At 67.6% G+C, this 12831-nt stretch carries 12 protein-coding genes; 4 read left to right on the top strand and 8 right to left on the bottom strand.

The annotated features are described in order from the left end of the window. Positions 1 to 239 precede the first annotated feature (239 nt). Positions 240 to 1055 (bottom strand): alpha/beta fold hydrolase, encoded by an 816-nt coding sequence (locus IHE46_RS12830; RefSeq protein WP_192165031.1) that lies wholly within the window; start codon positions 1053 to 1055, stop codon positions 240 to 242. Between the two features lie 10 nt (positions 1056 to 1065). Beyond that, on the bottom strand, positions 1066 to 2214 hold the full coding sequence (locus IHE46_RS12825; protein ID WP_192165030.1) for an aldo/keto reductase: 1149 nt from the start codon (positions 2212 to 2214) through the stop codon (positions 1066 to 1068). A gap of 113 nt (positions 2215 to 2327) precedes the next feature. On the opposite strand from IHE46_RS12825, the gene IHE46_RS12820 reads away from it, so the two are divergent. Beyond that, the gene (locus IHE46_RS12820; RefSeq protein WP_192165029.1) at positions 2328 to 3284 is read left to right on the top strand and encodes a LysR family transcriptional regulator; all 957 of its coding nucleotides are present in this window, start codon (positions 2328 to 2330) and stop codon (positions 3282 to 3284) included. On the opposite strand, the gene IHE46_RS12815 is transcribed toward IHE46_RS12820, so the two are convergent. Next, positions 3281 to 3442, bottom strand: coding sequence for a hypothetical protein (locus tag IHE46_RS12815; RefSeq protein WP_192165028.1), 162 nt, complete (start codon positions 3440 to 3442; stop codon positions 3281 to 3283). The two genes, IHE46_RS12820 and IHE46_RS12815, sit on opposite strands and share 4 nt — an antisense overlap. Before the next feature lie 169 nt (positions 3443 to 3611). Then, the gene (gene hutG / locus IHE46_RS12810; protein WP_192165027.1) at positions 3612 to 4565 is read right to left on the bottom strand and encodes a formimidoylglutamase; all 954 of its coding nucleotides are present in this window, start codon (positions 4563 to 4565) and stop codon (positions 3612 to 3614) included. Between the two features lie 114 nt (positions 4566 to 4679). On the opposite strand from hutG, the gene IHE46_RS12805 reads away from it, so the two are divergent. The 3 genes from IHE46_RS12805 to hutI are packed head-to-tail and all read left to right on the top strand — an operon-like array spanning position 4680 to position 8950. Next, positions 4680 to 6242: a bifunctional GNAT family N-acetyltransferase/carbon-nitrogen hydrolase family protein gene (locus IHE46_RS12805; RefSeq protein ID WP_192165026.1), complete on the top strand. Its 1563-nt coding sequence runs from the start codon at positions 4680 to 4682 to the stop codon at positions 6240 to 6242. A gap of 36 nt (positions 6243 to 6278) precedes the next feature. Further along, positions 6279 to 7730 carry a chloride channel protein gene (locus IHE46_RS12800; RefSeq protein WP_192165025.1) on the top strand — a complete coding sequence of 484 codons (1452 nt, stop codon included), beginning with the start codon at positions 6279 to 6281 and terminating at the stop codon, positions 7728 to 7730. Further along, positions 7727 to 8950, top strand: coding sequence for an imidazolonepropionase (gene hutI / locus IHE46_RS12795; protein WP_192165024.1), 1224 nt, complete (start codon positions 7727 to 7729; stop codon positions 8948 to 8950). Before IHE46_RS12800 ends, hutI begins: the two co-directional genes overlap by 4 nt. On the opposite strand, the gene lpxK is transcribed toward hutI, so the two are convergent. Genes lpxK through IHE46_RS12775 form a run of 4 tightly spaced genes read right to left on the bottom strand, consistent with a single transcriptional unit; the run spans position 8920 to position 12808 of the window. Next, positions 8920 to 9918 carry a tetraacyldisaccharide 4'-kinase gene (gene lpxK / locus IHE46_RS12790; RefSeq protein WP_192165023.1) on the bottom strand — a complete coding sequence of 333 codons (999 nt, stop codon included), beginning with the start codon at positions 9916 to 9918 and terminating at the stop codon, positions 8920 to 8922. The two genes, hutI and lpxK, sit on opposite strands and share 31 nt — an antisense overlap. Positions 9919 to 9928: 10 nt before the next feature. Next, positions 9929 to 11704, bottom strand: coding sequence for a lipid A export permease/ATP-binding protein MsbA (msbA, locus tag IHE46_RS12785; protein WP_343230030.1), 1776 nt, complete (start codon positions 11702 to 11704; stop codon positions 9929 to 9931). Continuing rightward, positions 11701 to 12132, bottom strand: a complete 432-nt coding sequence (locus tag IHE46_RS12780; RefSeq protein ID WP_192165022.1) for a biopolymer transporter ExbD — start codon at positions 12130 to 12132, stop codon at positions 11701 to 11703. Before IHE46_RS12780 ends, msbA begins: the two co-directional genes overlap by 4 nt. 4 nt (positions 12133 to 12136) lie before the next feature. Further along, positions 12137 to 12808 (bottom strand): MotA/TolQ/ExbB proton channel family protein, encoded by a 672-nt coding sequence (locus IHE46_RS12775; protein WP_343230029.1) that lies wholly within the window; start codon positions 12806 to 12808, stop codon positions 12137 to 12139. Positions 12809 to 12831 lie beyond the last annotated feature (23 nt).

The following is a 12831-nucleotide window of genomic DNA, read 5'->3' as shown; positions in this document are numbered from 1 at the left end:
CGACGCGGCTTTTTTGTGGCTGGAATCTCGGTGCCTGAGCAACCTTTTCTCTACGGCCCCGCGCCACCACGGAAACTGTGGCGAGCGACGAAACTGACCGCTGGTTCGAGGACAGAGCAACCAGAGTCAAGAAAAGTGCCCCGAAGAAATGGCTTCCAGTCCGTTGGGGTTACGAGCAGCTTGTGTCGAAGACCTGGGAGCGGCGTCACCCGTGCGATAGGCGGTGCAGCCATTCCAACTCATACCGCGTATTTCGCCAGCCAGCGGCGCGTTTCGGCCAGTACCGCGTCCGGCGCCTCCATGTTGGTGTGATGACCGGCGCCCTGCAGCAGCAGGAATTGCGCCGTGGGAATGCCGGCAGCCATGCGTTCGGACAGCGCGATCGCCTCGGGCTGATCCTCGGTGCCGGAAATCAGCAGGGTCGGCGCAGCGATCTCGTGCAGGCGGTCCAGCACCGAAGGTTGCGGTGCGCGCTGGTCGTCGGCGGCGCGCCGCCAGTAGTTGGATGCGCGCCGGAAATTGTTTGCCGTCATCTCGCGCGTGCGATGGCGCACGGCCGCATCGACGTCCTGCGGCAGGCGGCGCGGACCGTCGGTGAAGGCACGCAGCGAACTGTCGATCATGCCCGCCACGTCGTAGCTGCCCAGCGCCTGCAGGAAAGCGCGCGCCGCGGGCGTGGCATGGGCGAACTGCCCCCAGTACCCGGCACCCACGAACACCATCGCGCTCACCCGCTCGGGATACGCCAGCGCGAAATCCAGCGCGGTCGCCGCACCGCCCGAACAGGCCAGCAGTGCGGCGCGCTGCACGCCGCAGGCATCGAGCACGGCGGCGAGGTCCTCGTGGTGCGCATACGCGCCGGGCTCGATGGTCGATCGGCCAAAGCCGCGCGCGTCGTAGCGCAAGACATGGCGATCGCGCGACAGCGCGGCGAACTCGTGATCCCACTGGCCGCTGTCGACCAGGAAGCCGTGCAGCATGGCGACGGTTTCGCCGCGGCCCGCCTGCTCGGCATGGAGGCGGGCGTGCTCGACATCGATCTGTTGGATGGACATGTGCTGCTCCTCAGCGCGCATTGGTCACGGCCAGACTCTGCATGGCGTCGGCCGCCGCCGCGGCCACGCGCACCGGCGCGCGATAGCCATCCGGCTTGTCGCCCACGGCAGCGCCGCCGTGGATGCGCTCCTGCTGCGCCTGTTCGAAGAAACTGTAGGGAAACTGCTGCGGCAGCGCGGAGATTTCGTCCAGCGCACGCAGGGCGTCGTCGGGCAACGGCTTGTCCAGCGCGGCGAGATTGTCCTCGAACTGTTCCAGCGTGCGTGCGCCGAGGATCACCGAGCCGATGGCCGGGCGACGCACGGCCCACTGGATCGCCACCTGCGCCATCGACAGACCGTGCTCGCGAGCCACTCGCTCGACGGCGCCCACGATGGCCCAGTTGCGCGGCGTGAACTTGTCCAGCAGCGATACCAGGCCGCTGCCCTTCAGCGCCTGGATGCGGCCATCGCCCGCGCCATCGGTGCCGGTCTCGCTGGGCTTGTACTTGCCGGAGAGCAGGCCCATGCCCAGCGGGCTCCATGCCGTGATGCCGTAACCCAGCTCCTGTGCCAGCGGCGCGTATTCGCGCTCGATGTTGCGCTCGACCAGCGAATACTGCAGTTGCAGGTTCACCAGCGGCTGCAGATGGTGCGCCAGCGCCAAGGTCTGGATCTGCGCGGCGTACCAGGCCGGCACGTCCGACAGGCCGGCGTAGCGAATCTTGCCCGCGCGCACCAGGTCGTCCAGCGTGCGTAGCACTTCCTCGGCCGGCGTCACGCGATCCCAGGTGTGCAGCAGGTAGAGGTCGATGTAGTCGGTGCCGAGACGCTGCAGCGAACCGTCGATCGCGCGCAGGATGTTCTTGCGCCCGTTGCCGCCGGCGTTCGGATTGCCCGGTTCGGCGTTGTAGCTGAACTTGGTAGTCAGCACCACGCGGTCGCGGCTGCCGCTTTCGGCGATGAACTTGCCGAGCAGGCGCTCGCTTTCGCCTTCGGTATAGAGATCAGCGGTATCGACGAAATTGCCACCGGCGGCGAGATAGCGGTCGAACATGGCGCGGGCGACGCCGGCGTCGGCGCCCCAGCCCCAGCTCTCGCCGAAGGTCATCGCGCCCAGGGCAAGGCGGCTGACGCGCAGGCCGGAACGGCCGAGGGTGTAGTAGGCATCGAGTGACATGGCGAACTCCCGTGGTGGTGGACGGGAGCCAGTCTGCATCTTGCGATTGCCGCGAAAAACCGCCAGCATCTTGATGCTCTTTCAAGCACAGCTAATTAATTGGAAACCCGGCCATGCGCGACGACTACGCCCTGCGCGCCTTCCGAGCCATCGCAGAACACGGCAGCTTCACCCGTGCGGCGGCGGCGCTGGACGTTACCGCTTCCGCGTTGAGCCAGACCCTGCGCCAGCTGGAAACCCAGCTCGGCACGCGCCTGCTCCACCGCACCACGCGGCGCGTGGGCCTCAGCGAAGCCGGGCACGAACTGCTGCAGCGGATCGCCCCCGCGTTGAACGAACTGGATGCGGCCATGGACGCATTGCGCCAGCACGGCGACCGTCCCGCCGGCCTGCTGCGCATCACCGTGCCGGACGTGGTGGCTACCGCCCTGCTCGATCCCCTGCTCGGCGAATTCATGGCGCGCTGGCCTGACGTGCAGTTGGACATCCATGTGGACAACGGTTTCAGCGACCTGATCGCCGAGGGTTTCGACGCCGGCATCCGTCTCGGCGAAAGCCTGCAGCGGGACATGGTGGCGCTGCCGGTGGGCGGCCCGATGCGCTCGGTGGTGGTCGGCTCGCCCGACTACTTCGCGCGGCACGAACGGCCAAAGCAGCCGCGCGACTTGGAGGCGCACGACTGCATCAACTTCCGCAAGATCAGCAGTCGCGCGATCTATCGCTGGGAGTTCGCCCACAAGACCGGGCCGCGCAAGGGCCAATGGTTCGATGTCTCGGTGCATGGCCGGCTTACGGTCAACAGCATTCCGCTGGGCGTGCGCGCCGCCATCGAAGGCGCGGGCCTGGCCACCGTGCTGGAACCGTTCGCGCGCGAGGCACTGGCCGATGGCCGACTGGAAAGCGTGCTGGACGATTGGCTGCCGCCCTACGAGGGCTTCCACCTCTACTACCCCAGCCGCTTCCAGGTGCCGCCGAAGTTGCGCGTGTTCATCGATTTCCTGCGTGATCGCAGATCGGCGGCCGAGGCGCCGCAGCGCCCCGGCCATGAACCGCGCAAAGTTCGGCGTTAACGCCAGTAGCCGCCAACCCAGACGTGACCCGAACCCCAGTAGCCCGGCACCCACACGCGTGCATGGCGAGGCGGCGCGACCATCACGCAGCCAGTGAGCGTGGTGCCGACACCAAGCAGGGCAACGGCAAGCAGACAGACGGATATGAAACGACGCATGGCAGCACTCCTCCTCGTGGGGTATGTGCTGCTGAAAACGCCTCGTGCAAAACCGCGCTGACGAAGGCCGCCGGACGGATTCAGCCAGGCCTTATCGACCTGACTCCAGGCAAAATTCAAGGAACGCTGAACGTGCTGCCGGAGCGGGCAGGACACGCTCCGACTAGCGTCATCGGATCTTCGCGGCCTTCCCTGCGGCATGCGTGACGCGATGGATCAGCCGTGCGGCGACGCGCGCCGTGACGTTGTCGCGATCGAGCGGCGGCGAGAGTTCCGCCACGTCCATCACCTTCAGCTTGCCGGTGGCCGCGATCGCGTCCAGCAGCGGCTCGACCACTTCCATGCTCACGCCGCGCGCGCTGGGTGCGCTGACGCCGGGCGCCATGGCATGCGGCAACGCGTCCAGGCAAAACGTGAGGTAGACGACATCGACGTCCGCCAGCTTCTCCTGCAACTGCGCGATGCGCGCAGGCAGGTCGAGCGGACCGAGTTCGTCGTCGCGCACGTAATGCACGCCGAGCTGGTCGGCGGTCTCGAACAGCACGCGCGTGTTCGCCGAGGCGCTGATGCCGAGCACGCAGTAATCCAGCGGCAATCCGCGCGCGGCGGCGTGTTCGATGGCCTGCAGGAACGGCGTGCCGGAACTGGCGCGATCCTGCCGCCGAAGGTCGAAATGCGCGTCGAAGTTGACGATGGCCACGCGCGGGCGACGCTCGCCGAGATGCATGGCCAGGCCCTGATACGTGGCGAACGCGATCTCGTGTCCGCCGCCCAGTCCCACCGGCAGGTGGCCGGCGTCGAGCAAGGCGGCGAGTTTCGCGGCATAGCGCAGCTGTGCGCCTTCCAGGTCGCCATCGGCCACATCGACATCGCCCGCGTCGTACAACGGCGTGTCGTCCAGCAGCGGCAGATTGGAAAGCATCTTGCGCAGCGCAGCGGGGCCTTCGGCCGCACCTAAGCGACCGCCGTTGCGGCGCACGCCTTCGTCGCTGGCGAAACCCAGCACCGCTACGCCTGGCACACTGCCTGCCGCCGGTTCGCGCACCCACTGATGCCAGCGCCGCGTGGAGGCGCCCTCCGGCAGGTCGACCCGGCCACTCCAGCCACTGACGGCGGCGCTCATGGCGATACCCGCCGCAGGCAAACAAGCTGATTCATGAATGACTCCCGCACATGGTGAGCCATTGTAGTCGCCACGCTCGCATCCGCTTCACTCTTGTCACCGCAGCATGCGCGCATGGCCAAGAAAACCGGTGAACGCATCCCGAAACTGCGCCTGCGATTGGCCGCGCCCGGCGACGTGCCGGCGCTGGTCGAACTCACCGCACGCATCTACACGCCCGAGAACGGCTATTCGGCGGAAATGCTGCGCTCCCAGCAGACGCACTTCCCGCAGGGCCAGTTCGTAGTGGAGTACGAAGGCCAACTGGTGGGCTACTGCGCCACCTTCCGCATCGACGAGGCTACCGCCCTGGCACCGCACACCTGGGTGCAAATCACCGCCGGCGGCATGGCCTCGCGCCACAAGCCGGACGGCAACTGGCTGTACGGCATCGAGGTGGTGGTGCATCCCGACTACCGGCGCATGCGCATCGGCCAGCGCCTGTACCAGGCGCGCAAGCGGCTGTGCATGGACCTGAAGCTGCGCGGCATCGTGTTCGGCGGGCGCATCCCCGGGCTGGCGCGCAACATCCAGCGCTACGGCAGCGCCGAGGCCTACGTGCAGGCAGTACAGGAGGGGCGCCGCCGCGACCTCACGCTGAGCTTCCAGCTGGCCAACGACTTCGAGGTGATCGGCCTGCTGCGCAACTATGTCCCATCGGATCACGAGTCGCTGGGCTATGCGGTGCACCTGGCGTGGCGCAACCCGATGCTGCTCGACCAGCCCGACATTCCCTCGACCTCCTCGCCGCGCCAGCTGCCCACCACGGTGCGCGTGGCTTCGGTGCAATATCTGCAGCGGCGCATCGCCTCGTTCGAGGAGTTCGCCACCCACGTCGAATACTTCACCGACATCGCCGCCGACTACAACGCGGACTTCGTGGTGTTCCCCGAGCTGATCACGCTGCAGCTGCTGTCGATCGAGAACACCGAGCTGCCGCCCACCGAAACGATCCGCAAGCTCAGCGAATACACGCCGCAGGTGAAGGAGCTGTTCAGCCGGCTGGCCGTGCACTACAACATCAACATCATTGCCGGCACCCATCCCACCCGGCAGTCCAACGGCGACATCCACAACGTCTGTTACGTGTGCCTGCGCGACGGTTCGCTCCACGAGCGCGAGAAGCTGCACCCCACGCCCAGCGAGCGCATCACCTGGAACATCTCGGGCGGCGACAGCGCCGCCACGGTGCAGACCGACTGCGGACCGGTCGGCGTGATGATCTGCTACGACAGCGAGTTCCCCGAAGTGGCGCGGCACCTGGTGGACCAGGGCGCATTGATCCTGTTCGTGCCGTTCTGCACCGACGTGCGCGAAGGCTATCTGCGCGTGCGCTACTGCTCGCAGGCCCGCGCGGTGGAGAACCAGTGCTACGTGGTGCTTTCCGGCAACGTGGGCAACCTGCCCGGCGTGAACAACTTCGACATCCAGTACGGCCAGAGCTGCATCCTCACCCCCAGCGACTTCCCGTTCGCGCGCGACGGCATCGCCGCCGACTCCACCCCGAACAGTGAAACCGTGCTGTTCGCCGACCTGCACCTGGAGAGCCTGGCCAGCGCCCGCAACGCCGGCGCCGTGCAGAACCTCAAGGACCGCCGCTTCGACCTGTACGAGACGCGCTGGCTGCCGAAACCGTGATCCCGATGTTGCGGCGCGCTCTGCGATAATCGCCCGATGTCCGAGCCCACGCCGAAGCCATCCAGTTCCCGCCTGCAGGCCTTGCTGGGCCACGAGTTCTTCGCCCCGATGCAATGGAAGCGGCGCATCGCGCTGTGGAGCGGTGCGATCCTGGTGGCGCTGGCGGCGATCCTGTTCGCCAAGGCCAGCAACTGGGCCTATGCGCTGTTCCAGCACATCCTCGCGCATGGCTCGTGGATACCGCTGCTCGTCACGCCGGTGGTGTTCGGGCTGCTGGCCTGGGCCACCGAAGGGCGGCTGCGCGCCACGCGCGGCAGCGGCATCCCCCAGGTGATCGCCACCATGCACATCGAGGACGAGGGCTTCCGCGAACGCATGCTGGCGCTGCCGATCGCGGCCTGCAAGATGCTGCTGACCCTGATCGCGCTCACGGTGGGCGCCTCGATCGGCCGCGAAGGCCCGACCGTGCACGTGGGTGCGGGTCTGTTCTATTCGCTGGGTCGCCGCTTCGGCTTCACCGATCCCAAGGCTGCTTCGCGCTTCATCCTCGCCGGCGGCGCCGCGGGCATCGCGGCGGCCTTCAACACGCCGCTGGCCGGCGTGGTGTTCGCCATCGAGGAACTGGCCGGCACCTTCGAGCACCGCTTCAGCGGCCTGCTGCTGACCGCGGTGATCGTGGGCGGCGTGGTATCGCTGGGCATCATGGGCAATTACGCGTACTTCGGCGAAGTGCAGACCAGCCTGGTGCTGGGGCATGCCTGGCTGGCGGTGCTGCTGTGCGGCGTCGTCTGCGGGCTGCTCGGCGGCCTGTTCGCGCGGCTGATCCTGCTCAGCCGCAACGGCCCGCTGGCCATGGTCGGCCGGCTGCGCGCACGCTGGCCGGTGCTGTTCGCCGGTGGCTGCGGACTGGCGCTGGCCGTCATTGGCGTGCTTTCGCACAACAGCGTCTACGGCACCGGCTACGACCAGGCGCGCGCCTTCGTGCAGGAAGCCTCGACCACGCCCGGCGAAAGCTTCGGCATCGTCAAACTGCTCGCCAACGTGGTCTCGTACTGGGCCGGCATACCGGGCGGCATCTTCTCGCCGGCGCTGGCCGTCGGCGCGGGCCTCGGCCACAACATCGCCCATCTGCTACCGCACGCACCGGAGGCTGCGGTGGTGCTGCTGGGCATGAGCGCCTATCTGTCCGGCGTCACCGGCGCACCGCTCACCTCGGCAGTGATCGCGATGGAACTGACCGACAACCAGGACATGGTGATACCGATCATGGCCGCCTGCCTGCTCGCCCGCGCGGCGGCGTCGATCTTCAGTCCCACGCCGGTGTACAAGGATTTCGCCGAACGCATGGTGCGCGACTTCGAGCATCAGCAGCTGGCGCACGCGCACGCCGACGGAAAAGCGCCGCAGCCGACACCCGAACATGCCGTTACCACCAGTGCTTACGGCGAGCCGGTGGCAGCCCCCGACGAAACGACGGAAGACTCGTGATGCCAACGCGCTGGGATCTTCTGCTCACTCACGCCAACCTGGCGAGCTTCGCCGGCGACATGCCGTTCGGTCTGATCGAGGACGGCGCGCTCGCCTGTGCCGATGGCCGCATCGCATGGATCGGCCCGATGCGCGAGCTTCCGCCTGGCGCGAGCGCCACACACGTCGAAGATCTCGGCGGCGCCCTGCTCACGCCCGGACTGGTGGATTGCCACACCCATCTGGTGTTCGGCGGCAACCGCGCCAACGAATTCGACATGCGCCTCAACGGCGCCAGCTACGAGGACATCGCCCGTGCCGGCGGCGGCATCGTCTCCAGCGTGCGCGCCACGCGCGCCGCGAGCGAGGACGAACTGTTTGCGCAATCGCTCCCGCGCGCCCGCGCCCTGCTCGCCGACGGCGTGACCACGCTGGAGATCAAGTCCGGCTACGGCCTGGAAACGGAAACCGAGCGGCGCATGCTGCGCGTGGCCCGGCGCATCGGCAGCGAGCTCGGTATCACCGTGCGCACCAGCTTCCTCGGCCTGCATGCGCTGCCGCCCGAGTACAAAGAGCGGCGCGACGACTACGTGACGCTGGTGTGCGACACCATGCTGCCTGAGCTTGCGGCCGAAGGACTGATCGATGCGGTGGACGCGTTCTGCGAGAAGATCGCCTTCACGCCTGCCGAAACGCGCCGGCTGTTCGAACGCGCCACGCAGCTCGGCCTGCCGGTGAAGCTGCATGCGGAACAACTCTCCGACCAAGGCGGTGCCGCGTTGGTGGCGAGCTTCCACGGCCTCTCCGCCGATCACCTGGAACATCTCGGCGATACCGGCATCGCGGCGATGGCCGAGGCAGGCACCGTGGCCGTACTGCTGCCCGGGGCGTTCTATGCGCTGCGCGAAACCCGGCTACCGCCGGTGGCCGCGCTGCGCGAACACGGCGTACCCATGGCCGTCGCCACCGACTGCAACCCCGGCACCTCGCCCCTGCTTTCGCTGCGGCTGGCCGCGAACATGGCCTGCACGCTGTTCCGGCTCACACCGGAGGAGGCCCTGCGCGCCATCACGGTCGACGCGGCCCGCGCGCTGGGCCTGGACGACCGCGGCACGCTGGCCGTGGGGCAACGCGCGGACCTGGTGCGGTGGAACGCGAAGCATCCCGCCGAACTTTGCTACTGGATCGGCGGATCGCTCGCCCGGACGATCTATCGGGGCGGTTGCGCGATCCCTGCGTAACGCGCCAAGCGGGCCGCCACCGCATCGACAAACGCCGCCGGCAGCACGGCGCGCACCGGCACGCGCCACCAGTGCGATTGCGCGAAGCCCTGGCACTTCACCGCATCCTTGTCGGTCATCAGTACCGGCAAATCGTCGCCGAAAGCCAAATCCGCAGCGGTGAAGGCGTGGTGGTCGGGAAAGGCATGTTCGACCACGTCGATGCCGGCATCGCGCAGGCTGGCGAAGAAGCGCGACGGATTGCCGATGGCCGCCACCGCATGCACGCGCTGGCCGGCGAAAGCCGGCAACGGTTGGCGATGCGCACCCTCCAGCGTCGCCGCTTCCCCGCCAGCCAGTTGCATGGGGTATTCGCCATCCTGCGGCGTGCCGCCATTGCAAACGCGCAAGTCGGTGCGCGCCAATCGACGCAACGGTTCGCGCAGCGGACCGGCAGGCAGCAGGCGGCCGTTGCCGAAACGGCGCGCACCGTCGATCACGCAGATTTCGACATCGCGGGCGAGGCGGTAATGCTGCAGGCCGTCGTCGGCGATCACCACGTCGCAGCCATCCGCCACCAGCAATTGCGCCGCCGCCGGACGATCGCGCCCCACGGCTACAGGCACGCCGCTGGCACGGATCAGGCAAGGCTCGTCGCCGACCTCGGCCGGAACGGGCGCTTCACCAAGCAAGATGGGCTCGCGCCGCGTTCCGCCATGGCCACGGCTTACCACACCGGGGCGGAAGCCGCGCCCGCGCAGTGCTTCCGCCAATTCGATGGTAAGTGGTGTCTTGCCGGTGCCGCCGGCGGTGAGGTTACCGATCACGATCACTGGTACAGGCAGGCGCACGCTGCGCAGGATGCCGCTGCGATACAGCGCGCGGCGCCATGCCGTGAGCGCGCCGTACAGCCCAGCCAGCGGCCATGTCCACCACGGGCTTGGGCGCTTGCCGTACCACGCTTCGACGAGTGTGTCGGCAACCGTCATTCGGGAAGCCTCAGTCGCTGCCGAGGTTCGCGTCGTGGAACTGCATGCGATGCAACGCGGCGTAGTGGCCGCCCATCGCCAGCAGTTCGGCATGGCTGCCGCGCTCCACGATGCGGCCCTGTTCCATCACCGCGATCTGGTCGGCGCCTTCGATGGTGGAGAGGCGATGCGCGATCACCAGCGTGGTGCGGTCGCGCATCAGCTTCTGCAGCGCCTGCTGGATCAGGCGCTCGGATTCGGTATCCAGCGCGCTGGTGGCCTCGTCCAGCACCAGGATCGGCGCGTTCTTGAGAATGGCGCGGGCGATCGCGATGCGCTGGCGCTGGCCGCCCGACAGGGTGTTGCCGCGCTCGCCGATGTGGGTATGGATGCCCTTGGGCAGGCGCTCGATGAATTCCATCGCGTTCGCGGCTTCCGCCGCGGCCACGATCTCGGCCTCGCTGGCGCCGGCCAGCTCGCCATAGGCGATGTTGTTGGCCACGGTGTCGTCGAACAGCACCACGCTCTGCCCCACCCACGCGATCTGCTTGCGCAACGACGCCAGCGTGTAATCCTCGTAGTTCTCGCCATCCAGCACGATGCGCCCGTCGCTGAGCTCGTTGAAGCGCGGCAACAGGCTCACCAGGCTGCTCTTGCCGCTGCCCGAGCGTCCCACCAGCGCGGTGACCGTGCCCGGTGCGCAATGCAGGTTCACGCCGCGCAACGCCTCGAATTCGTTGCTTGCATAGGTGAGACGCACGGCTTCGAAGCGCAGGTCGCCACGCGTGCGCACGAGCTCGCGCACGCCGCGATCGGTTTCCGGGGGCCGGTCCATCACCTCGAAGAGATCTTCGGACGCGGATAGGCCGCGCTGGATGTTCGCCTGCACATTGGCGAGCCGCTTCAGCGACGGCATCATCGCCCCCATCGCGGTGAGCACGGTGACAAACACACCCGGCGAGATGCTGTTGATCACGTCCGGCCGCGTCGCCAGGTACACCAGCACCGCCAGCGCAAAGGCCGCTACGGTCTGGATCGCGGTGCTGGAAAACGCATTGGTGGCGGCAATCTTGAGGTTGAGCCGCCGCGCGCGGTGCGTGACTTCGCCAAAACGATGCGCCTCGTGCGGCTGGCCGCCGTAGATGCGCACCTCCCGGTGAGCGCCGACCGACTCTTCCACCGTACCGGTCACCGATCCCATCGAGTTCTGGATGCGCCGGCTGATCTGGCGATAGCGGCGGCTGACTGCGGTGGCGATCAGGGCGATGGCCGGCACCATCACCAGCAGGGCCAGCGAGAGGTAGGCGCTGTTATGCAGCATCACATACAGCATGCCGATCACGGTGACGCCTTCGGTCACCACGACCTTCACCGCATCGGTGGAGGCCGCGGCCACCTGCTCGCTGGTGTAGGTGATGCGCGAAATCTGCTGGCCGGAGGGCTCATTGCCGAAGAACGTAGCCGGCAGGCGCAGGTAAGCGGCAAACACATCGGTCTGCATCGCCTGCACCACGTTCCGACCGATGTAGGAGATGCCGTAGCTGCTGACATAGGTGCCGATGCCGCGCACCGCGAAAATGCCCACGATCCAGATCGGCATCCAGAAGATCAGGTACGGGTCCTTCTTCGCGAACAGGTCGTCGATCATCGGCCGCAGCTTCTGGGTGAAGGCGGCCAGGCCGCCACCGTCCACCGCCATGCCGATCAGGGTGACGACGCCAATCACCCAATAGCGCTTCGTATATCCCAGCAGCCGCTTGTAGATGCGCCAGGATTCCGCATCCCACACCGGATTCTTGCTGCTCACTGCGCCGCACCCGGCTGCGTCGGCGTGGTGGCGATCGACAGGCGCGTGAAGCCGAGCTGGCCCAGCGCATCCATCGCGGTCACCACGCTCTGGTGCGAGGACTGCGCGTCGGCGCGTATCGTCACGGATTGATCGTGGTTGCCGTTGGCGTTGCGCTCGATCACCTGCTTGAGGATGTCGATGCCTTCGCCCGGCACCGCGTCGCTGCCCACCCAGTAACGGCCGTCGCGGCCCACCGTGATGATGAGCGCGGGGGCGTTCATGTCCTGGTCCTGCGCGCTGGCGTTGGGCAGAGTGACCTGCATGCGCGAGTGCTGGACGAAAGTGCTGGTGAGCACGAAGAACATCAGCAGCGTGAGCAGCACGTCGATCAACGGCACCACGTTGATCTCGAACTCGTCACGGCGGCGGTCGTTGCCGATGCGCATGGAATCAGCCTGCGTCAGGGGCCGACGCGGCAGCCGCGGCGGCGGCGCGGCGCGCGCGCGGCGACGGTGCGGGCGCAGCGAGGGTCAGTTCGTCGAGCAGCGCGGTGGCCTGCTTTTCCATCTGCACGCAATAGCCGGCCACGCGCGAACGCAGCCAGCGATGCAGCACGTAGGCGGGGATCGCCACGGTGAGGCCGGATGCAGTGCAGATCAGCGCCTCGCCGATACCGCCGGCCATCTTCGCCGGATCGCCGATGCCGCCGGCCATCACCTGCATGAACATGCGGATCAGGCCGATCACCGTGCCGAACAGGCCCAGCAGCGGGCCGATCAGCGCGATGGTGCCCAGGGTGTTGAGGTAGCGCTCCATCCGGTGCACCACGTGGCGACCGGTGTCCTCGATGCGCTCCTTGATGATGTCGCGCGACTGGCCGCGCACCGCCAGCGCGGCGGCCAGCAGTTCGCCCAGCGGCGAACCGTTGGACAGCGCTTCCAGGTGGCTGGGGTCGAGCTGGCCGGAACGCGCCCACTGGCGCACTTCCTCGCCCAGCCCCGGCGGCAGCACGGCCGCGCGCCGCAGCGTCCAGCAACGCTCCAGCACGATCGCGAGCGCCACCAGCGAGCACACCAGGATGGGCAGCATCGCCCAACCGCCAGCCATCAGGATATCGAGCACGTTCGTTCCACCGGACTTGCAAC

The sequence above is a fragment of the Rhodanobacter sp. DHG33 genome (assembly GCF_014843005.1).
Classification (GTDB): Bacteria; Pseudomonadota; Gammaproteobacteria; order Xanthomonadales; family Rhodanobacteraceae; genus Rhodanobacter_A.
The sequence above is the reverse complement of the archived record's forward strand: the minus strand, read 5'-3'. Positions and strand labels throughout refer to the sequence as shown.

Coding starts and splice junctions, on each gene's coding strand:
- IHE46_RS12780 (WP_192165022.1), bottom strand. CDS start 12,132: ATGCGCATCGGCAACGACCGCCGCCGTGACGAGTTCGAGATCAACGTG.
- IHE46_RS12800 (WP_192165025.1), top strand. CDS start 6,279: ATGTCCGAGCCCACGCCGAAGCCATCCAGTTCCCGCCTGCAGGCCTTG.
- IHE46_RS12820 (WP_192165029.1), top strand. CDS start 2,328: ATGCGCGACGACTACGCCCTGCGCGCCTTCCGAGCCATCGCAGAACAC.
- hutG (WP_192165027.1), bottom strand. CDS start 4,565: ATGAGCGCCGCCGTCAGTGGCTGGAGTGGCCGGGTCGACCTGCCGGAG.
- IHE46_RS12815 (WP_192165028.1), bottom strand. CDS start 3,442: ATGCGTCGTTTCATATCCGTCTGTCTGCTTGCCGTTGCCCTGCTTGGT.
- IHE46_RS12825 (WP_192165030.1), bottom strand. CDS start 2,214: ATGTCACTCGATGCCTACTACACCCTCGGCCGTTCCGGCCTGCGCGTC.
- IHE46_RS12805 (WP_192165026.1), top strand. CDS start 4,680: ATGGCCAAGAAAACCGGTGAACGCATCCCGAAACTGCGCCTGCGATTG.
- IHE46_RS12830 (WP_192165031.1), bottom strand. CDS start 1,055: ATGTCCATCCAACAGATCGATGTCGAGCACGCCCGCCTCCATGCCGAG.
- lpxK (WP_192165023.1), bottom strand. CDS start 9,918: ATGACGGTTGCCGACACACTCGTCGAAGCGTGGTACGGCAAGCGCCCA.